At 36.8% G+C, this 22,623-nt stretch carries 16 protein-coding genes; 12 read left to right on the forward strand and 4 right to left on the reverse strand.

The features are described from left to right. Nucleotides 1–132: 132 nt before the first annotated feature. The 8 genes from AC3HD6_RS12080 (at nt 133) to AC3HD6_RS12115 (ending at nt 13,945) form a co-directional block, all read left to right on the forward strand. Nucleotides 133–795, forward strand: a complete 663-nt coding sequence (locus tag AC3HD6_RS12080; protein WP_068944805.1) for a succinate dehydrogenase cytochrome b subunit — start codon at nt 133–135, stop codon at nt 793–795. Between the two features lie 15 nt (nt 796–810). Then, the gene (locus AC3HD6_RS12085) at nt 811–2,823 is read left to right on the forward strand and encodes a fumarate reductase/succinate dehydrogenase flavoprotein subunit (protein WP_488896561.1); all 2,013 of its coding nucleotides are present in this window, start codon (nt 811–813) and stop codon (nt 2,821–2,823) included. A 24-nt stretch (nt 2,824–2,847) separates the two neighbouring features. Further along, on the forward strand, nt 2,848–3,615 hold the full coding sequence (locus AC3HD6_RS12090; protein WP_068944803.1) for a succinate dehydrogenase/fumarate reductase iron-sulfur subunit: 768 nt from the start codon (nt 2,848–2,850) through the stop codon (nt 3,613–3,615). 311 nt (nt 3,616–3,926) lie between these two features. Then, nucleotides 3,927–5,456 carry a TlpA family protein disulfide reductase gene (locus AC3HD6_RS12095; protein ID WP_488896562.1) on the forward strand — a complete coding sequence of 510 codons (1,530 nt, stop codon included), beginning with the start codon at nt 3,927–3,929 and terminating at the stop codon, nt 5,454–5,456. Nucleotides 5,457–5,565: 109 nt separating this feature from the next. Beyond that, a complete protein-coding gene (gene rlmD / locus AC3HD6_RS12100; RefSeq protein ID WP_488896563.1) occupies nt 5,566–6,978 on the forward strand; it encodes a 23S rRNA (uracil(1939)-C(5))-methyltransferase RlmD in 1,413 nt (470 codons plus the stop codon). Nucleotides 6,979–7,025: 47 nt separating this feature from the next. Then, nucleotides 7,026–7,478, forward strand: coding sequence for a DUF6452 family protein (locus tag AC3HD6_RS12105; RefSeq protein WP_232815968.1), 453 nt, complete (start codon nt 7,026–7,028; stop codon nt 7,476–7,478). After that, the gene (locus AC3HD6_RS12110; RefSeq protein WP_488896564.1) at nt 7,444–8,109 is read left to right on the forward strand and encodes a DUF6048 family protein; all 666 of its coding nucleotides are present in this window, start codon (nt 7,444–7,446) and stop codon (nt 8,107–8,109) included. The genes AC3HD6_RS12105 and AC3HD6_RS12110 overlap by 35 nt, the downstream gene beginning before the upstream one ends. A gap of 649 nt (nt 8,110–8,758) precedes the next feature. Further along, nucleotides 8,759–13,945: a fibronectin type III domain-containing protein gene (locus AC3HD6_RS12115; protein WP_488896565.1), complete on the forward strand. Its 5,187-nt coding sequence runs from the start codon at nt 8,759–8,761 to the stop codon at nt 13,943–13,945. A gap of 246 nt (nt 13,946–14,191) precedes the next feature. Here the strand turns inward: AC3HD6_RS12115 and coaE are convergent, their stop codons facing one another. From coaE to ruvB, 4 genes are all read right to left on the reverse strand, one after another. Then, nucleotides 14,192–14,818: a dephospho-CoA kinase gene (gene coaE, locus AC3HD6_RS12120; protein ID WP_488896566.1), complete on the reverse strand. Its 627-nt coding sequence runs from the start codon at nt 14,816–14,818 to the stop codon at nt 14,192–14,194. Between the two features lie 9 nt (nt 14,819–14,827). Continuing rightward, nucleotides 14,828–15,694, reverse strand: coding sequence for an MBL fold metallo-hydrolase (locus AC3HD6_RS12125; RefSeq protein ID WP_488896567.1), 867 nt, complete (start codon nt 15,692–15,694; stop codon nt 14,828–14,830). A gap of 12 nt (nt 15,695–15,706) precedes the next feature. Continuing rightward, nucleotides 15,707–16,318 (reverse strand): FMN-binding negative transcriptional regulator, encoded by a 612-nt coding sequence (locus tag AC3HD6_RS12130; RefSeq protein WP_488896568.1) that lies wholly within the window; start codon nt 16,316–16,318, stop codon nt 15,707–15,709. Nucleotides 16,319–16,382: 64 nt separating this feature from the next. Beyond that, nucleotides 16,383–17,405 carry a Holliday junction branch migration DNA helicase RuvB gene (gene ruvB / locus AC3HD6_RS12135; protein WP_488896569.1) on the reverse strand — a complete coding sequence of 341 codons (1,023 nt, stop codon included), beginning with the start codon at nt 17,403–17,405 and terminating at the stop codon, nt 16,383–16,385. A 251-nt stretch (nt 17,406–17,656) separates the two neighbouring features. Between ruvB and hutI the strand changes: the two genes are divergently transcribed. From hutI to AC3HD6_RS12155, 4 genes are all read left to right on the forward strand, one after another. Continuing rightward, on the forward strand, nt 17,657–18,883 hold the full coding sequence (hutI, locus tag AC3HD6_RS12140; protein WP_488896570.1) for an imidazolonepropionase: 1,227 nt from the start codon (nt 17,657–17,659) through the stop codon (nt 18,881–18,883). A 21-nt stretch (nt 18,884–18,904) separates the two neighbouring features. Continuing rightward, nucleotides 18,905–19,981 carry a DUF695 domain-containing protein gene (locus AC3HD6_RS12145; RefSeq protein ID WP_488896571.1) on the forward strand — a complete coding sequence of 359 codons (1,077 nt, stop codon included), beginning with the start codon at nt 18,905–18,907 and terminating at the stop codon, nt 19,979–19,981. Between the two features lie 181 nt (nt 19,982–20,162). Continuing rightward, nucleotides 20,163–21,086, forward strand: coding sequence for a formimidoylglutamase (gene hutG, locus AC3HD6_RS12150; RefSeq protein ID WP_488896572.1), 924 nt, complete (start codon nt 20,163–20,165; stop codon nt 21,084–21,086). Between the two features lie 138 nt (nt 21,087–21,224). Next, the gene (locus AC3HD6_RS12155) at nt 21,225–22,517 is read left to right on the forward strand and encodes an aldehyde dehydrogenase family protein (protein ID WP_488896573.1); all 1,293 of its coding nucleotides are present in this window, start codon (nt 21,225–21,227) and stop codon (nt 22,515–22,517) included. Nucleotides 22,518–22,623 lie beyond the last annotated feature (106 nt).

Here is a 22,623-nt window from a genome sequence, read left to right on the forward strand (position 1 = left end):
TTCATTTTCCTTTATTTATAACGTGTAAAGCTCTTATTTAGAAAGATTACAAACTGTCTAATTGTGAGATTTCTCACTTTTCGATATTGTTAACATTTCTTAATTTTGTGGGAAATTCAAATTTAAACTTATATGGCAGGTTTAACGAGTTCTACGATAGGTAGAAAATACGCTATGGCATTATCAGCTATGTTTTTGCTGATTTTTCTTATACTGCATTTGACAACCAATTTGTTATCAGTTCTAAACAGAGATGCATTTAATACAGCATCTGAGTTTATGGGCTATAATCCTTTTGTGCAGTTCTTAATGCAGCCTATTCTTGGTTTTGCAGTAATTTTCCATTTTGCGATGGGATTTGTATTGGAGATCAAGAATAATAAAGCGCGTCCAGTAAAGTATGCATCAAACAATGCTGCTGTAAATTCAACATGGATGTCCAGAAATATGATTATTTCCGGAGCTGTTGTGTTGGCTTTCCTGGCGCTTCACTTATATGATTTCTGGTTACATGAAATCAACTATAAGTATGTAGAGGGAATAGCTCCTGATTCAGAACGTTTCTGGCCAGAGCTTCATGAGAAGTTTGCTGACCTTTGGAGAGTTGCTTTGTATGTGATCTCTTTTGTACTATTGGGCTTACACTTAGCTCACGGATTCCAGTCTTCATTCCAGTCTATTGGAGCAAGACATCCAAAATATACACCTGTGATTAAGGCTTTCGGAACTTGGTATTCTATCCTAATTCCGGCAGGATTTATCATTGTAGCAGTTTTTCATTTTATAACTCAATAATATCAATATACTAGTATGAGTAAATTAGATTCAAGAATTCCAGCGGGTCCTCTTAAAGACAAGTGGAAAAATCATAAAGATCATATGAACCTTGTTGCACCAAACAACAGAGATAAGATTGATATTATTGTTGTAGGTACAGGTTTGGCAGGAGGTTCTGCTGCAGCTACTCTTGCTGAGCAAGGATATAACGTAAAAGCATTCTGCTACCAGGATTCTCCAAGAAGAGCACACTCTATTGCAGCTCAGGGAGGGATCAACGCAGCTAAGAATTACCAGGGAGATGGTGACTCTACTTACAGATTGTTCTACGATACCATCAAAGGTGGTGACTATAGAGCAAGAGAAGCTAACGTTTACAGATTAGCAGAAGTTTCAGCAAATATTATTGACCAGTGTGTTTCTCAGGGAGTTCCTTTCGGTAGAGATTACGGTGGCCAGTTGGATAACCGTTCATTTGGTGGAGTTCAGGTAAAAAGAACATTCTACGCAAAAGGACAAACAGGGCAGCAGTTATTATTAGGTGCATATTCTGCAATGAGCCGTCAGATCGGTAAAGGTAGAATCAAAATGTATAACAGACATGAGATGTTAGACCTGGTAATTGTTGATGGAAAAGCAAGAGGAATTATTGCTAGAAACCTTGTTACAGGTGAAATCGAAAGACACTCTGCTCACGCAGTAGTTATTGCATCAGGAGGATACGGAAACGTATATTTCCTTTCTACCAACGCAATGGGATCAAACGTTTCTGCTGCTTGGAAGATCCACAAAAAAGGAGCGTACTTCGCAAACCCTTGCTATGTACAGATTCACCCGACTTGTATTCCTGTTCACGGAACTCAGCAGTCTAAACTGACGTTGATGTCTGAATCATTAAGAAACTCAGGAAGAATCTGGGTGCCTAAAAAGATTGAAGATTCAGTAGCGATCAGAGAAGGTAAATTAAGACCTGAAAACATTAAAGAAGAAGATAGAGATTACTATTTAGAAAGAAGATATCCTGCATTCGGTAACCTTGTACCTAGAGACGTTGCTTCAAGAGCAGCAAAGGAAAGATGTGATGCTGGATACGGAATCGAAAATAACGACACTCAAGAAGGTGTTTACCTAGATTTCTCTACAGAGATCATGAAAAAAGGTAAAGAAGCCGCTATTGAAAAACATATTCACAATCCTACAGATCAGCAAATCTATGATCTAGGTAAGAGCTGGGTTGAGGAGAAATACGGTAACTTATTCGTAATGTACGAAAAAATTACTGCTGATGATCCTTACAAAACTCCGATGAAGATTTATCCTGCAGTTCACTATACGATGGGTGGTGTATGGGTTGATTATAATCTTCAGTCTACAATTCCGGGATGTTTTGTAATCGGTGAAGCTAACTTCTCAGATCACGGAGCAAACAGACTTGGAGCATCTGCATTGATGCAAGGTCTTGCAGACGGATATTTTGTACTTCCTTATACGATCGCAGATTACCTTTCTGCAGACATCAGAACAGGAACTATTCCTACCAATTCAGCAGCGTTTGACGAAGCTGAAAAAGGAATTAAAGATAAAGTTGATTTCTTCATTAATAATAAAGGAACTCATTCAGTAGACCACTTCCACAAGAAACTTGGACACATTATGTGGAATAAAGTAGGAATGGGAAGAACTCCTGAAGGATTAAAAGAAGCAATCAAAGAAATCGAAGAAGTAAGAAACGATTTCTGGAAAAATGTAAAAGTTCCTGGAGAGGGAGATGGAATGAACACTGAGCTTGAAAAAGCATTCAGAGTGGCAGACTTCCTTGAATTAGGACAATTAATGGCTATCGATGCACTTAACAGAGAAGAGTCTTGTGGTGGACACTTCCGTTGGGACCACGCAACTCCGGATGGAGAGGCGGAAAGAGACGACGTAAACTTCAAATACGTTGGAGCTTGGGAATATCAGGGACCGGATATCAACGCGGAAGTGTTGCATAAAGAGGAACTGATCTATGACAACATCGAGGTTAAAACTAGAAGTTATAAATAATCTCCAACCTATAAATATAACATTATGAGTGCAAAAAAAGGCTTACATCTTACGCTGAAAATTTGGAGACAAAAAAATAGTAAAACTAAAGGTCAGTTTGAGACCTATAAAATATCAGATGTATCTACAGATTCTTCATTTTTGGAGATGTTAGATATTCTGAACGAAAATTTAATTAACGAAGGTAAAGAACCTATCGCTTTCGATCACGACTGTCGTGAAGGAATCTGCGGGATGTGTTCCCTTTACATCAATGGTAGAGCTCATGGTCCTGATACAGGTATTACTACTTGTCAGCTTCACATGAGAATGTTCAAAGATGGAGAGACTATTGTTATTGAACCTTGGAGAAGTGCTGCTTTCCCTGTGATCAAAGATTTGATGGTGGATAGAAGCGCATTCGACCGAGTAATGGCAGCAGGTGGTTTTATCTCTGTAAATACTTCGGGAAATACTTTGGATGCTAACGCTATTCCTGTTCCTAAAGAAGATGCAGATAAAGCAATGGATGCTGCAGCTTGTATCGGATGTGGAGCTTGTGTGGCTACATGTAAAAACGGATCGGCAATGCTATTCGTGGGCGCTAAAGTTTCTCAGTACGCATTACTTCCTCAAGGTAGAGTAGAAGCTAAGAGAAGAGTTCTAAACATGGTGAAGGCTATGGACGAAGAAGGATTCGGAAACTGTTCAAACACTGGAGCTTGTGAAGTTGAGTGTCCTAAAGGTATTTCTCTTGAGAATATCGCAAGAATGAACAGAGAATACATGTCTGCTCTTGTAGATCAAGGATAGAATTGATTCAAATACTTAAAAATCGCTCTCGTTTCGGGAGCGATTTTTTTTGATATACTATTTTAGCTGTTAAAGTTTGTTAACTTATTGCCAGATCTTAGGTTTACTTTGCTGAATAAGTATATATTTGAAGGGCAGTTGAATGACATAAACGCCATGTCCTTTCAGTTGTTTTTTACTGATAAAAAATTGATATATAAAGTAATTGAAATATCCCTTTTTATCGGTGATGATAAAATTTTTAAAAAAAATTATCCGTGTGAATTAACATGCTCTAAAAAGCGTATTTTTGTGTAATATTAAAAATTGAAATGAAAAAATATCTTTTATTGTTTATCATCGCGATTTTCGTGATGTCTTGTTCAAAAAAAGTAGAAGTAAAAGGAAAAATTACAGGAAGCTCACCATTAGAAAGAATCGAATTTGTAGAAGCTTCCGGAGTAGGAACATTGCCTTTAATTAATATCGGTCTGGATAAAGATGGTAACTTTTCAGGAAGCTTTGAAGCACCTAAAGATGGAATGTACGTTATCAATTATGCCAACAAACAAAACCTGATCTACCTTGAAGGAGGACAAAAAGTAAATATCTCTGGAAATGCAATGACATTCCCGAATGAATATGTGATTACCGGAGATGCTAAAAAGAATAATGACTTTCTTGCCGCTACCCAGAAGTTCTTAGGAGAGTATGGAAGCAAAATTGATCTGAGACAGATGATGGCAGGGAATGAGGCATCATTCGTTAAAGGGATGCAGAAAGTAGAAGCAGATATCAATAAGAATGTTGATGATCTTGCGGCCAAAAGTAACCCTAGTAAAGCTCTTTTAGCTTGGAAGAAAAATGATGTTAAGGTAACGGTTCTTAATCTTCTTGCCAATTATGAAATGTCTCATGGAGCAATGGCTGGGAATCCTTCTTATAAAGCTTCTAAAGCTTTAACAGATTATGAAGCTAAACTGGATTATGATAAAGAGGCTATGGTAAAATCTATTCCACTTTACAGACAGTATCTTCTTGTAAAAATGACTCCTGATTTTCAAAAATATGCAGAAGCAAACAGTAAAAATAAAACTGGAATTACTACTTCAGAAATGTTTGCTAAGTATTTAAGTACTAAAAAAGATCTTTCTCAAACAGCGAAGGATTATCTTTTAGCATTTGTAATGGCTCAGGCAGACATTCACCCTACCTCTCCAACAGCTAATATTGATAAGATTAAAAAACTTATTGATACAGACATCAAAGACGCTACTATTAAAAGTGACCTGTTGAAAATGCAGATGGCTATTACAGGTATTAAAATTGGCGAAGCTGCTCCGGAAGCCGCTTTGGTAAAGCAGGATGGAAAAGCGTATAAGCTTTCTGAAAATAAAGGAAAGCCATACATGTTATTCTTCTATGCTTCATGGAATCCTTATATCAGCGAAGCTACAGTACCGGTGTTAAAAGAAGTTGTTAATTTCTACAAATCTAAAATGAACTTTGTTTTTGTAAATGTAGATGATACAAAAGACCAGTTTATCAAAACCAGCAATTCATTATTAAAAGGAATTCAGGGAGTGAATGTATACGGAGAAAAAGGAATGGAGTCTGATATTGCTAAAAAATATGGAGTATACGGATTTAAACTACCTTGCTTTGTAATCATTGATAAAGATGGAAAGATTGCCAGCAGATCATATGTAAACCTTGGTGAGCAGGAATTGGTAACCATCTTGGATAAACTTACAGGACTTTCAGCTCCAAAAGTAGATCCGAATGCACAAATGCAGCAACAATTGCAGATTGATCCTACTGCACCACAGCCAGGAAACCCTCAGCCAGCACCTACAAAATAATAAACTTTAATATAGATCAGAACCTTATCCTCGGATAAGGTTTTTTTTATTGTATTTTTGCAAGATGAAACTTTTAAAGTTTCGATTAGGAAAAATAGAAAATTTTAGAATGAGCAGAAAGAATAAGAAAAATTTAGTTCTTGAAAATATAAAGCTGTTGACTGCCGGAGCAAAAGGAGTGGCTATTGGAAAAACGGAAGATGGAAAGACTGTATTGGTTTCTGGGGCAATTCCCGGAGATCTTGTTAACGTAAGAGTGAAAAAAGCCAAGTCTAAGTATTATGAGGGAGAAGCAGTGGAAGTACTGGAGAAATCTCCTTTCAGAGCAGAACCAAAATGTGTTCATTTTGGAACTTGCGGTGGTTGCAAATGGCAGAATATGAGCTATGAAAAGCAGCTTGATTTTAAACAGGAAGAAGTCTATAACAATATCAAAAGAATTGGAGGTATTGAAGAGTTTGAAACCATGCCGATTTTAGGATCAAAAGAGCAGTATTTTTATAGAAATAAAATGGAATTCTCTTTCTCCAATGCAAGATGGCTTACTCAATATGAAATCAGCTCTGAAGAGAACTTTGGAAGCAAAGATGCTTTAGGGTTCCATATTCCTGGGATGTGGAGCAAGATTTTAGATCTTAAAGAATGCTTCCTGCAGGAAGATCCTTCCAATGCCATCAGATTAGCTGTGAAACAATATGCTGTAGATAATGGTCTGGATTTCTTTGATGTAAGAAACCATGAAGGCTTCCTGAGAACACTGATGATGAGACAAAACTCTAAAGGAGAATGGATGGTATTGTTTCAGTTGTTTAGAGAAGAAAAAGAAAACAGAGAAAAACTTTTTGCTTTCATATTAGAGAAGTTTCCACAGATCAAAACATTGGTGTATGCCATCAATCCAAAAGCCAATGACTCTATTTATGATCTGGATATCAATGTCTATTTTGGGGAAGGATATTTAATGGAAGAAATGGATGGACTGAAGTTTAAAATCGGGCCGAAATCATTCTTCCAGACCAATTATAAGCAAGCCTTAGAGTTGTACAGAAAAACACTTGAATTTGCAGATTTGAAAGGTCATGAAGTGGTGTACGATTTATATACAGGAACAGGAACCATTGCTCAGTATGTAGCAAGAAATGCAAAACAGGTAATCGGAATAGAATCTGTTCAGGAAGCTATTGATGCGGCCATTGAGCATGCAGAATTGAATGGCCTTACCAACACTACATTCTATTGTGGAGATATGAAAAATGTCTTTAACGATGAATTTATGGAAAACCATCCAAAAGCAGATGTTTTGATTACCGATCCGCCAAGAGACGGAATGCACCAAAAAGTAGTGGAGCAAATATTAAAATTGGCTCCGGAAAAAGTAGTGTATGTAAGTTGTAACTCAGCAACACAGGCCAGAGATCTTGCCCTGATGAAAGAACATTATACCGTAGTGAAAATTTTACCGGTAGATATGTTTCCACAAACTCATCATGTGGAAAATATAGCATTGCTGATTAAAAAATAATTTAATTAAATTTGAATCTTACTATGAAGTATTTTAAATTTCTCATAATGCTCTGCTTGGTTGGAATGTTTTATTCTTGCGGGAGTGATGATGATATCTGTGAAAGTGGTGAAGGAACTCCAAGGATGAAGATAGCCTTCAGATCAGTAGACTCTAATAAAGAGAAGACTGTAGATTCATTATCTGTTGCAGTAGATTATGGCTCCGGAAAAGTAGATTTAGGATGGCAGACTAAAATAGATTCAAGGCTTATTCCTTTAAGGGTAGATGATTCTCCTTATACGGATATTTATTTTAAAACATCTACCAAAAGTAAAGTATCCCAAGTAAGAGTTAAATATACAACACAAGCTACATATGTATCTCCCGGATGTGGAGCTAAAAAGACATATGATAATGTAAGTGGAGAATTAATAACTTCTGATCCTATTCAAAAGGTAGAAAACGGACAAAATCAAATATTGAATGAAGACAAGACTAATCTTTACCTTGTTTTGTAGCCTTTTCGGGGTTTTAATAGGGGCACAGGAAGGCAAAAAGGAAGAAGAAAAGAAAGCGCACTGGAAATATGAACCAAATTTTATGGTTGGGTTTGATATGTTAAATGGTGGCGTTGGATTTTTTTCAGACAGAAAGTTATATCAGGGATTTATTTCCTCGAAAATAAATGGAAATGTTCATGCGATTGCGGAAGCTGGTTTTGAAAAAAATGTATATCAGAAAAATGGCTATGACGCTAAAGTAAATGGTCCCTTTATTAAACTTGGGGCATTCTATATGCTGGCTAAGGATAAAGAAAATGAATTTAATGGATTTTATGCAGGAGGAAAGGTAGCCGGGTCATTTTATAATCAAGAATATATGGCTATTCCTGTAAGAGGATATGGAGGAAGTGCTTCTTCGGTGGCGTTTCCTGCCTCATCACAATCTTCTTTCTGGCTGGAGGGTACTTTGGGAGGAAGAGTGCAGTTATTTGAGTCCAATTTTTATATTGACGTAAATCTACAACCTCGTTATTTGGTATATACTTCTAAACAGGATAATATTTCTCCAATGATCGTTCCGGGATTTGGGAAAAGCTCTTCAAAATTTAATATGGGATTTGCATGGAATATCGCTTATAAGTTTTAGCGGACTTGCAGTAAAAACTCTTTGATCATATCAATCAGCCTTGGGAATTTTCCCAAGGCTGATTTGTTTTATAAGAATAAGCAACCTTAATTTTTAAATGGAATTTAAGGTTACTCAAAAAATGGATCAATAGAAAGGTAATTAGTAGTAGAATTTATTTTAATATTATAAGTGTATCGTAAATATAATAAGTATTTCTCGTGAAAAATATTTTTAATATATCATATAATAGATTAGATCCATAAAAAAAATAAAATTGATAATAATAATATAAACTAATCTACAACGTTAAAAGTAAATAGGATTATTAGGGTAAAAAGTAATAATATTTTATAAAGATATTAATACGTTAAATATTAATATTTGTACTTAATGTTAAAGAATATGAATTGTTTTATTTGATTTTTTATTTTCAATCATATAGGGTAATGTTGTTTAATTTTTGCAAAAAAACATTTTAATGAATATATTATAATGAAAAAATGATTAGATTTGTGTAAATATTAAAATATTAGCTTATGGAATAAAATTACTTTTTTTACTACAGAATTTCTGTAAAGAATGAGGTTTTGTGATTTCTTATCAGCCTCATAAAATAGGGAATACTATAATTCTTAATTATCGTTATCATTATTAAATTTAAAAAAATATGAGTGGACTTTTACTCTGTAAAATGGGCCGGCCTTTTAAGGTGCTCATTGCGTTGCTCTGTATGGTCATAGGATTGTCCATACAGGCACAAACCATTACAATTGGTACCGGAACGTCAACCCAGAAGTATCCTTTAGGGGTTAATTATGGTTTTGAGCGTTCCGCTGCAATTTACACCGCTGCAGAAATTGCAGCAGCAGGAGGAACAGCAGGAAGTATTCTATCCTTAGGATGGAATTCTACCGCAGCTGTAAATCTTGCAAGACCAGTAAAAATTTATATAAAACCAGTAGGAACTACTACTGCCATGACAGCGCAAAACTGGGGTACTGCAACCTCCGGAGCTACTTTGTTGTTTAGTGGAACTACCGGGCTTATACCTGCAGGATGGTACACCCTTCCTTTGCAGCTTCCTTTTACCTATAATGGAGTAGATAACCTTATGGTGCTTGTTGAAACCAATTATGGAGGAGGGGGCACTAGCAGTGGTGCATCCAAGCTTACCTATTCTAATGTTACGAATGGACATATGTATATTCAGACTGATACGAATCCACCAACCACTCAAACTGGTACGTTGACTAGTAACAGACCGGATATTCAGCTTACTTTTGGTACACCACCAGCATGTTTACCTATGCCTCCGGGAGGAACTTTAAGTACAGGAACGATTTCTGCAACAAATGCTGATATAAACTGGACTGCGTATATACCAGCTCCCGCACAAGGTTATGATATTTATTATAACACGACAAACGTGCCACCAGTAGCTGGATCTACACCTAATTTAACAGTTCCGGCAGGAACAACTACGGCTAATATAGGCCCATTAACTCCATTGACAACTTACTATGTGTGGGTAAGAGCAAAATGTAGTGCAACTGAACAAAGTGAGTGGTCTACATCTCTAGTCTTTGCAACTCCGGCAACATGTCCGGCAATGCCTACTACGGGAACAATAACAACGGGAACCATAACTGCTACAACAGCAGTGATAAGCTGGTCTTCATTTGGTTATACACCAGCAGAAGGATATGATATTTATTATAATACCACTGGGGCGGCTCCTAATGGGAATACTCCGCCAATAAAAAATGTTCCATCAGGATTAACGACGACATTAGATCCTTTACTTCCTGATACAACATATTATGTATGGGTAAGAGCAAGATGTAGTTCGACAGATCAAAGTACATGGAACATTATACCAAAATCGTTTGTAACACCACCTACGTGTGTACCAGTTCCAATTGCATCAGGAGCTACAACAGCTGGTTCAATTGTATCAATGACATCTAACAGTGCTGTTGTTAGCTGGCCGGCATCACCTTCTGCACCAGCAGGCGGGTATGAGGTTTATTATAGTACTACCAATACCCCTCCAGCAGCTGGAGCACCAGCAGGAATTATCGTGTCAGGAACAACTGCAAATTTACCTCAGCTTGTTGCAGGAACTACCTATTATTGGTGGGTAAGAGCACTTTGCTCTCCTACAGACAAAAGTAAATGGGTTCCGGGACCTCCATTTGAACTTGGGCAAATAGGATTTGGTACTGGTGTTAAAAGTACCGAACTTCCTGTGAATTCAAACTGGGGATATAATTATTCTCAACAAATTTATAAAGCTTCAGAAGTATTAGCAGCTGTTGGAACAGCTAAATTCATTACTGAACTTAAATTCTATGTAGAGAACCCTGCTCCTGATCAAACTAAATACAATGAGTGGGTAGTTTACATGGGGAATACAACACAAAACAATTTTACAACAACTTCAAGTTGGGTACCATTCTCTTCATTGAAACAGGTTTGGTCAGGAACAGTACCAACGATGACGTCAGGAACTTGGGTTACTATACCGTTAACAAGTCCTTTGCTTTGGGATGGAACAAGTAATATTGTAATTGGTGTTGACGAAAATGTACCAGATTATTCGCCAAGTCCATATGCTACTTGGAGAGCTTTTGCAGGAGGAACTCCTGAAAGAGGTTTGCAGTATAGAAGTGATGGTACCAATCCTGATCCTGCTTCTCCACCATCAGGTACCAGACAGGCAAACATTCCACAGATTGTTCTTAAAGCGATAGAACTTGTACCTTGTACAACAGCGCCTCCTACTAATATTAAAGTAAATAGTATTACAGCAAGTACAGCAGTTGTTACATGGACACCTGCAGTTGGGGCTACTTATAAATTACAATATAGACCATCTGCGGGTGGACCTTGGAAAGTAATTGATATTACAGCTCCATTAACGAGCAGCTGGACATTATATAATTTGTCTGATGCAACTCAGTATGATGTTCAGATTGCAACAATCTGTAGTGGAACTCAGGGAGCATTCTCTACAAGTACTCAGTTTACAACACTAGCCCTTACTTATTGTGCTAATGTACCACCTACAGCTACTCCATCTGGATATATTGGTAAAGTAGTTGTTACTCCTACAAATGCTCCATTAATGGTAAGCAATTCAGGATATGACGGATACAAAGATTATTCCAGTGATCCTACAAGATTAGTTACCTTTATTAGAGGAACAACAGGTAATAAAATTAGTATTACAAAATTCTGGCCTGGATCAACATCTAGTTATGGAGTTGGAGTATGGATTGATCTTAACAGAAACGGTGTCTTTGAAGCAACAGAAAGATTCGTTAATGCTACAAGCAGTACTACTAACCCGGTGGGAACTGCAGCAGCAGGTTTTGAAATAAAACTTCCGCCAAACAGTGCTACTTATGATGGAACACTTCTTACTCGTATGCGCGTAGTAATGATGGATGGTACTGTTTCTTCTCCTTGTGGTCCATTTGGAACATACGATGAAGGAGAAGTAGAAGACTATGCTGTAAGATTGATTGATCAACCAGTATGTACAACGGCTCCGCCAACAAATATTACGGTTTCAAACATTACAGATAAAAGTGCTACATTCTCTTGGTTAGCCGCTACAGGTGCTACCTATCAGCTGCAGTACAGAGAAGTTGGAACTACTGCTTGGACTTCAGTTCCTTCTGCTTCTATTCCTGCACCAGGGAATGTATACACTATTCCTACAACATCTCCTCTGAAAGAACAAACCAAATATGAAGTACAGGTATCAACAAAATGTACTACTAGTTTTGGATCTTGGTCAGCTTCCGTACAGTTTACTACATTACCATTACAATATTGTACTGTAACAGGTAGTGGAGATAATGATCATATTTCAAATGTTACGGTTACTTCTTCTAACCCAGGAGTACCGCCTATGAGTAATACTACTGTTCAGAATTCTTACACAAGCTATTCTACACCGGCAACTCTTATTACATTAGATGCAGGTTCTAGTGATAATAAAATTCTTGTGGCAAAAGGATGGACCGGATCAACAGGTAATGACGCAGTAGCTGTTTGGATTGACTTTGACAGAAACGGACAGTTTGATACGAATGAAAGAATTCTTGGTTCTGCGGCAAGTACTACTACTCCGGTTACCAATCTGTTTAGTGTTCCTGCTACACCTCCTGCTTATGTAGGACCATATACAACGACAATGAGAGTTGTATTGAAGCGTTCAACAGGTACAACTATTCCTACAGCATGTGCAAATGCTATTGATGGAGAAGTTGAAGATTATGCTGTAAGAATCAGACCATGTAGCAATGTAACACCAAATCCTCCGACTTTTCCTATAGCTACAATAACTCATACAACAGCTGTTGTTAATTTGACTGGTGCTGCTAATACAGCAACTTATCTGGTGAAATACAGAGTGGCAGGAACTCTTACATGGACGCAGGTATATGCTTCTGCAGTATTAGGAAACGTTCCGCTTACCCTTATTGGATTAAGCCCGGCAACAACCTACGAAGTTGAAGTGTCTGCAGTTTGTGGAGGTATAACAGGTACTCCTACAGCAATTAAAACATTTACAACAAGATGTGATCCTACACCTCCAACAATAGCAATAAGCAATATTACTGCAACAAGTGCATTAATTACTTGGAATCCGGTAGTAGCGAGTGCAACTTATAAAATGAGATGGAGAAAAGTGGGTGCTCCAGCTTGGGAACCTGAAATTGATCTTACGACTCCTAATACATACCCATTGAATAATCTGGAATCATTTGTGACTTATGAGGTTCAGATTGCCAATAAATGTGCTGGTGAAACTAGTTGGAACAGTTACTCAAATTCTAAAGTATTTACAACAGTAAGAATATGTGAAATTGCTCCTCCAGGATTAACAATTACTCAATTATTGCCAACATCCGCAGAAGTTACATGGGATCCATATCCAGGATCAACTTATCTTCTTAGATATAGAAAAGTAGGTATTCCAAGTTGGACAGAAATTCCTACAGCTGTTAATACAGTTATCCTGAATGGTCTTGTAGAAATGACGAAGTATGAAATGCAGGTAGTAAATATCTGTAGTGGAAAACCAGGAAACTATACGCCGCCTTACTACTTTACAACTCCAACTGTAATTTACTGTAAGATGACATCAGAAAACTCAGGAGCAGAATATATCTCCAAGGTAACTGTGATTCCAAATGGAAAACCAAAAATGGAAAATGAGTCAAAAGGATCAAGCTATACAGATTATACAGGAGTTCCTAAAACATTTATCGAGTTAGTTCAAGGATCTACAGATAATGAGATCATCATCGAGAAAAAATGGTTAGGAAAAACGTATAAAGAAGGAGTTGCAGTTTGGATCGACTTTGATAGAAACGGTGAGTTTGATGTTTATGAGAAGGTATTTACTTCAAATCCAAACACAGACACTCCTGTATCAGGTAAGTTTACAGTACCAGCAGATGCTTTTGTAAGTACAACAGATTACAAATATGTTGTAATGAGAGTAGCAATGGAAAGAGATGGTGTTCCTGTAAGCTGTGTGAATGTTAAGAATGGAGAAGTGGAGGACTATACGGTAAGAATTTCTAAACAAGGAGTTCCTAATCCAATAGACCAGACAGATATCCTGATCTATCCGAACCCTGTAAGCTCAATACTGTATGTAAAAAATATCAGCAAAAGAGCTAAATATAAAATTTACAATGCAGCAGGGCAGGTGATTGTAGAAGGTATTTTATTAAATAACGAAATTAATGTAACGAAATTGATTAATGGAGTTTATGTAATAGATATCGATGACAATGGTAATACTGCTCAAAAGAAATTTATTAAAGAATAAATAATCTAAATTTCAAATAGAATAAGCCTTCAGAAATGAAGGCTTATTTTTTTGTTCTATTTTGAAAACCAATTATGCCTTTGAAATTTTCTGAATATAATACAGTCAAACAGGGTTGATAGATTTATTATTAGTGCTTACTAATGACCAAATGGGGGTTAAGTATAGGAGAATGTTTTACAATAAAAAAACCCTCAGAATAGAGGGCTTTTTGTATTTAAAAGGTTAGTTAAAATTCTAACATTTTTATTCAATAGCAAAGATGACTTTTTCCGTCTGTTCTTTTAGCTCTTCCAGATTGGTATTATTGTAAATGATACAGTCCGCCATTTTGATCTTATCCTTTTCAGGCATTTGCTTTTCCATAACAGCCTCTACTTCACGGTAGGTTTTGTTATCCCTGTCCATTACCCTTTTGATTCGGATATTATCCTCTGCAGTGACCAAAAGAGACTTATAACATTGTTTGTTAAGCCTTAATTCAAATAATAACGCTGTTTCCTTAAAAACCAGATATTTGGTCTGTTTCTTTACCCATTGTTCAAAATCAATACGTACAGCAGGATGAATGATTTCATTTAAATGCTGAAGAAGATCTTTATTATTAAAAACTTTACCTGCTACAAACTTTCTATCATATAGACCGTTTTCATCATAAGCTTCTTCACCCAGAAGTTCTTTGATCTTAATTTTAAGTTCTTCACTGTCATTGACAATATCTTTTGCCCGGTCATCAGAATAATAAACCGGAAAACCAAATTCTTCAATGTATTTGGCAACTGTAGTTTTTCCTGAGCCAATTCCTCCCGTTAGACCAATGATCTTGGGTGCGGGCGGCTCTGCCTGTTGGCCCTCTGAATGTAATTCTTCCATAATTAAAAATTAATAACCAAAAACATCATTAAAACTGAACGTTTCGTCAAGTCTTACTCCTTTTTCAGTCATTTTAAGACTAGCTAGCTCATGGTGAGCATCATGTTCAAAGAATAATAAATATTCATTATCTACACACTGTTTCAGGAATTTTCCTTTTTCTTCCAGTGTTAAAAGAGGTCTTGTATCATATCCCATCACATATACCTGATTGATGTGGCCTGCGGTAGGAATCAGGTCTGCAGCAAAAACAACTGTTTTTTCCTGATACTGGATTACCGGAAGCATTTGCTTTTCTGTATGTCCGTCTACAAAGATGACATCCATTTTAAGATCAGGAGCAAAGCCATAATTTCCGGTAGTTGGAAGCGGTAAAAAGTTAAGCTGTCCACTTTCCTGCATAGGCATGATGTTTTCCTTCAGGAAGCTTGCTTTTTCTCTTGCATTAGGTTCTGTTGCCCATTGCCAGTGGTTTTCATTTGTCCAGAAGTGTGCATTTTTAAAAGCAGGTCTGTATCCTGTTCTGTCATCATTCCATTCTATAGCGCCGCCACAGTGATCAAAGTGAAGGTGAGTAAGGAACACATCGGTAATATCCTCCTTTACAAAACCATATTTTTTTAAATTTTTATCTAAAGTATCATCTCCCCAAAGCGAATAGTGCCCGAAGAATTTATCATCCTGCTTGTTTCCCAGACCGCAGTCTACCAAGATTAGTTTTTTTCCATCTTCTATAAGCAGGGAACGCGTTCCCAACTCGATTAGGTTTTTTTCGTCTGCAGGATTGGTTTTTTCCCACAAACTCTTTGGGACGACGCCAAACATAGCACCGCCGTCCAGTTTAAATTTTCCACATTGTATTGGATATAACTTCATATATATTTTGATTTATTTCTTTATTAATTTCATTTTCTCAGCAATTTTTTGAGCCTGGGCATCCGATTGTACCAGTTGTGAAATGATATTGTTAAAATCATTTTCCTTCCGGTTCTGAGACAGTTTTTGTTTGATGAATATTTCCGTTGGAATTACTTTAATCCCAAAAGCTCCTTTCATTTCCTTTTCCACAAACTCCCTTCCCATATCTTTTACCATCATAGGGCATTGCTGAAAATTTTCATATTTCGTGGTTAACTTATCTAGATGCGCATACAATTCATCCTGATTCATCAGCTCAACTTTTCCATAGATCTGTACCGCTTCATAATTCCACGTGGAAACATTAATGTGGTCATACCAGCTGCTGGAGATATAAGTATGGGCTCCTAAAAAATCACATAACACTTCATCGCCGTTTTTCAGGGTTTTGGCCTGCGGATTAGCCCTGGAAATATGAGTTTCAATATAAGAATTTTTCGGATCATTTTCATTCAGCATCATCATAGAATGAGTAGCACGAATTTTATCAACAGAAGAAATGAGCAATGCAAAAGAATTTTCTTTGATAATTTCTCTCATCACATCCAGATCTTCGCTTCTGTACAATTTAGGAACAAACATAAACTAACAACTGTTCTTTTAAATCTTAAACTCAAAACTTTACACCAAAAAGGCTGAACTTACGTTAAAAAAGCTCGCCCGGATTTTTTGGTCTTGAAATATTTAAATGTTGATACGCCTTATCGGTAACCTCTCTACCTCTCGGAGTTCTGATGATAAACCCTTCCTGGATCAAAAACGGCTCATATACTTCTTCCAATGTTTCAGGATTTTCTCCGATAGAAGTTGCCAAAGCAGAAATTCCCACAGGTTTTCCCTTAAAATTTTCAATCATGACACGCATGATTTTATTATCCATTTCATCCAGTCCAAACTCATCTACATTAAGAGAATCTAAAGCATATTTAGTAATCTTGATCTCAATTTCGCCATTTCCTTTAATTTCAGCAAAGTCACGTACCCTTCTCAATAGTGCGTTCGCAATTCTGGGAGTTCCACGGCTTCTTCTGGCAATTTCAATAGCAGCATCTTCATAAATGGGCACACCCAAAACTCTGGCACTCCTCTGAATAATTGTTGATAAAAGTTCAATAGAGTAGTACTCCAGTCTGCTTTGAATGCCAAATCTGGCAAGCATTGGTTTGGTCAGCATTCCACTTCTTGTTGTTGCTCCCACCAAAGTAAAAGGATTTAGCCCGATTTGTACACTTCTGGCATTAGGACCTGTTTCCAGCATGATATCAATCTTGTAATCCTCCATTGCTGAATACAGATATTCTTCTACAACCGGAGACAGACGGTGGATCTCATCAATGAAAAGAACATCATTTTCTTCCAGATTGGTAAGCAGTCCTGCTAAACTTCCCGGTTTATCCAATACAGGACCAGAGGTAATCTTACAGTTTACCCCAAGTTCATTGGCGATGATATTGGCTAAAGTTGTTTTTCCTAAACCTGGAGGCCCATGCAAAAGGACATGGTCAAGAGCGCCGCCACGTCTCTTGGCAGCAGTCACAAAAACTTCAAGATTTTCCAGCGTCTTTCTCTGTCCCGCAAAATCTTTAAAGCTTTGGGGACGAATTTGTTCTTCCTGCATCAACTCCTCTCGTGAGTAGTTTTCTTTATCTGGATGTAAAAAATCTGGCATTAATTCATTTCATTTACTTCAAAGATAACAAATTTAGACTAAGATTGAAATGAAGATTAAGAAAAGCTGAATTTGAAAATAAGATTAAGATGAAGGTGCATGTTTAGACTGAGACTAAGGCCGAAATTGATATATTTTAAGTATTTTTGAGAGGAAAATTAAAATGTGATTGATTTTATTTTGAATGGGGTAATCTGTTGTACTGATATTATCCATAGAGATCATCACTTTCTAACCTTTACCATAAATAAATGAAATTAATAGGCCCATTTAAGCAGGTTGTGACACTTGCCAATCTTCCATTAAGAGGAAAACTTACTGATGAACAATTAGAAATTATTGTTGATGGAGGAATACTTGTAGAAAATGATACCATTCAGACAATTGCTAATTTTGAAGCTTTAAAAAATGAAAATCCAACAGTAGAAATAGAAACCATTGAAGGAGAACAGGTGATACTGCCGGCTTTTGTAGATTCCCATACTCACATCTGTTTCGGAGGAAACCGTGCTAATGATTTTGCGATGCGTAATGCTGGGAAAACTTATCTGGAAATTGCAGAAAGTGGTGGCGGAATCTGGAGTTCTGTACAACATACCAGAAATGCTTCAGAAGAAGAATTGCTGAAAACATTGTTGGAAAGAATCAAGTTTCTTGTTGATCTTGGAATAACAACCATTGAAGTAAAAAGTGGTTATGGATTGGATGTAGAAAACGAGCTGAAAATGCTTCGTATTATTAAGAAAGCTCAGGAATCAACAAAGGCAACTTTAGTTCCAACCTGTCTTTCTGCTCACCTAAAGCCAAGAGATTTTGAAGGCAGTAATCCGGAATATTTAAACTATATCCTTACTGAGATCCTTCCTAAAGTAAAAGAAGAGAACCTGGCAAAGCGTGTCGATATCTTTATTGAAAAATCAGCTTTCCAACCAGAAGAAAGTAAAGAATTTTTACTTAAAACTAAAGATTTAGGTTTTGAAATAACCGTTCATGCAGACCAATTTACACCAGGCAGCTCAAGAATTGCGGTTGAAGTTGGTGCTAAATCAGCAGACCATTTGGAAGCAACTATTGATGAAGATATAGACTTCCTTGCCGAATCGGATACCGTAGCAACAGCACTTCCGGGAGCAAGTTTAGGATTAGGTGAAAAATTTACACCAGCAAGAAAATTATTAGATGCAGGAGCCATTGTAGCCATTGCTAGTGATTGGAACCCAGGATCTGCACCTATGGGAAATCTTATTACTCAAGCTTCAATTTTAGCAACCTTCCAGAAGTTAACAACCGCTGAGGTATTGGCAGGAATGACTTATCGTGCTGCTTATGCTCTTAATCTTGAAGACAGAGGAAAGCTTGAAGCAGGTAAAAAAGCAGATTTTGTGACTTTTAAAACCAATAATTTCCAGAATGTTCTTTATAATCAGGGAAGTCTTAAGGCTGAACATGTTTACATAGATGGAAAGCAGGTAGGTTAAAATATAAAAAGCTTAATCAAAATGGAAGAAAGGCAATTAGAAAAAGAACTCGATTATAAAGGTTTTTGGAACTGGTTTTTAACAAAGGAAAAAGACTTTTATGAAGTTGTTAAAAATAGTGGTCAGGAAGCAATTGAGAAAGAATTTTTTGACCAAATTGCTCCCAGGCTCACCGAAATCAATGATGGTTATTATTTTCTGACCGGAATGAGTGATGATTCCACAGCAGAATTGGTGCTTACGGCAGACGGTGAGATCAGAAATGTTGTTTTCATTGAAGAACTTATTGAAGCTGCTCCTGAACTCGACCATTGGAAGTTTACCGCCTTGAAACCTGCCATGGATATAAAGAATGTAAACGTTACCATGGGCGATTACACATTTACCAAAGATAATATCTTTTTCTATTCCAATGAACAGGAAGAGTATCCTGACGAGATTGATTTGGTCTTTGTTTACAATGGAAATACTGAAAATAAAGACGCCGCTACTACAGGAGTTTGTATTTTTTTAGATAATTTTTTAGGTGAATTGAATTTTGCCACCCAGATTGATACATTTACGGTGATAGGAAAAGATCATGCTCAGAAAGAGCTTGTTCCCATTGAAAAGCTGAAGGATTTTCTATTATGGAGGGAAAGAGAATTTACAGAAAAATATAAAAGTGTAAAGAGAGCAGATGTGGATGAACAATTTTCTATCCTCAGGGCTACCTTGGGTGATGAAAAACCTCTTATTGCCTGTATGAATCTTCCATTGCTGAATTATGATGCAAAAGCTTCCTATCCATGGATTTCTGTTCTGAAATTTCATTATAACGGCGAGAATAATGATGGGCTTCCTGAGCAAGAAGATTTTGAAAAATTAGGTGATATTGAAGATAAAGCCATTGAAAACCTAAAAGAGAAAGGATATCTCTATATAGGCAGGGAAACTGCGGATAATATTAAAGAAAGCTATTTTGCGGGGAAAGATTTTAGGGCAATTTCTAAAGTTTTTAAAAACATAAAAGATAACACTCCGGAATATAGCACCTCATTCAGAATCTTTAAAGACAAATATTGGCAGTATTTTAAGTATTACAATAATGCTGTTTAAGATAAAATGTGGAAGATTTGCTCTTCCACATTTTTTGTCAAAATTATAGAGATAGGAATCAAAATTTTTCTATAAAATAAGATTCATTTCGATAATGTATACAAGGAGTTTTTTTATCTAAACAATATTAATTAGCTTTACTGAATAGAATGATGTGACTAAAATTGAATTTTAAAGAATTATGTTTCAAAATATTTGGCAGGGTAGATTAGATGGAGAAGAACTTCTTTTCCACAGACTCTTTCAGAGAGTAAAAGAAGAACAGAATTATGACAACATTTTACCGAATGATTTCGTTTTGCATGGTTTTGCTGTGGATGAAGGAGTCAGTAGGAATAGAGGCCGTCAGGGGGCTAAAGAGGCACCCAATGTGATCCGAAAAAATATGGCTAATTTTCCTGTTATTCTACCCAATTTCTCTATGCTGGATTTTGGAAACGTTACCTGTGAAGATGGTAATCTGGAGAATACTCAGAATAATCTTGCTAAAAATGTCTCAAAAGTTCTTTTAAAGGGTGGAAAGTCACTTGTTTTTGGTGGCGGTCATGAAGTGACCTATGCTCATTATTTGGGGATTAAAACAGCCTTTCCGGAACAAAAAATAGGAATTATCAATATTGATGCCCACTTTGATAACAGGCAGCCAGAAAAAGGAGTAGGGCCAAGTTCAGGAACCGGATTCTGGCAAATCGCTCAAGAGGGACCTATCAATTCTCTTCATATTGGGATTCAAAGGAATTCGAACACTTTAAAACTTTTTGATACCGCGCATCAGTATGGAATGAAGTATATTCTTTCCGATGAATTATTTTTTGAAAACCTTCCTTCCATTTATCAGCGTATTGATGACCTGTTGGAGAATGTAGATTTTGCCTATCTCACAATTTGTATGGATGTTTTTAATGCATCTATCGCTCCGGGGGTTTCAGCTTCAGCATATAATGGTATCTTTGCAGATGCAACCTTTATGCATTTTTACAGGCATATCTTAAAAAACAAAAAACTGGTTGCACTGGATGTGGCAGAAGTCAATCCGTCTTTCGATATTCAGGATAGGACGGCAAGGCTGGCAGCCTGTCTGGTGAATGAATGGCTAATGGTGTAAGATAAAGCTATATTCTTCCGATAGAGAAAATCATTCTTTTATTATCCCTTAAGGAATAGAATTTGCTGACTTTATCGTGCTTTTAAAATAAAAGCGCTCATAAATTCATTAGCTGAATTTAAAAACAGAATTTATATTATGGAACAATTAATTGAAAACAAGCTTGTTAAAGCAGATGAAATGTTTTCAGTGTGGCGAAAAGTGCCGTTTGAAGAAAAGCAGAAGTTAATCGCAAAAGCCGCAGAAATATTAAAAAATAATTCAGAGAAATTTGGAAGGATCATTACTACTGAAATGAATAAGCCCATTTCGGAATCTATTGCGGAGGTAGAGAAATGTGCTTTAATGATGAATTACTATGCTGATGCTGAAAACATTTTAAAACCTGAAAAAATAGAATCTGAATTTGCCTATTCTGAAGTTCATTATGCTCCGAAAGGAGTAATCCTTGGGGTAATGCCCTGGAACTTTCCTTTCTGGCAAGTGTTGAGGTTTGCTGTTCCTGCAATCTTAGCAGGAAATACAGTGGTTTTAAAACATGCTTCAATCTGCTTTGGAAGTGGTAATGCAATAGAAGAAGTTTTGTTGGAAGCTGGCTTCTCGGAAGGAGTGTTCCAGAATCTTGAAGTAGGACACAAAGCCGTAAAAGAAATCCTTGAACACGATGCTGTAAAAGGAGTAAGCCTTACAGGAAGTGGAAAAGCAGGCGGTGAGGTAGCTTCAATTGCTGGTTTAAACATCAAAAAATCTTTACTTGAACTAGGTGGAAGTGATGCATTTATCATTTTTGAAGATGGTGATCTTGAAGCAGCAGCAAAAGCAGGAGCAAAATCAAGACTTCAAAACTGTGGGCAGACCTGTACTGCAGCCAAAAGATTTATCCTTGATGAAAAGATAGAAGATCAGTTTTTACCGATCTTCATTGAAGAATATAAAAAATACGAAATCGGAGATCCTTTCGATAAAGAAACAAAATTAGCAGGAATGGCAAGACCAGATCTGGCTGATGAATTAGAAGCTCAGTTCAACAGGGCGTTGGAAAATGGAGCCGAAATTATTCTTCCTTTGGAAAGAGTTTCTGAAAATGAATTCAAACCCGGTTTAATCAGAGTGCAAGAAGGTAACCCAATCCTAAAAGAAGAGCTTTTTGGTCCTCTTGGAATGGTGATGGTTGCGAAAAATGCTGAAGAAGCATTACAGATTGCTAATGATATTCCTTTCGGACTTTCAAATTCAGTTTGGACTCAAAATAAAGAGCGTCAGTTATTCTTTATTGAGAATCTTGAATCAGGAACCGTTAATATCAACAGAATGACCAGTTCTGACCCACGTTTCCCATTTGGTGGTTCCAAGGGTTCTGGATATGGAACAGAGCTGTCTTTACACGCTTTAAAAGAGTTTGTTACAGCAAAGACCATCGTAGGGAACTAAAACTTAAAAATGTCATTCCGAGGAATCGAGGAATCTCAGAGATTCTTCATTTCACTGCGTTTCATTCAGAAATCGAAGATTCGACGTAGTCAATGGCAGATTATCC

The sequence above is a fragment of the Chryseobacterium sp. II3a genome (assembly GCF_057815135.1).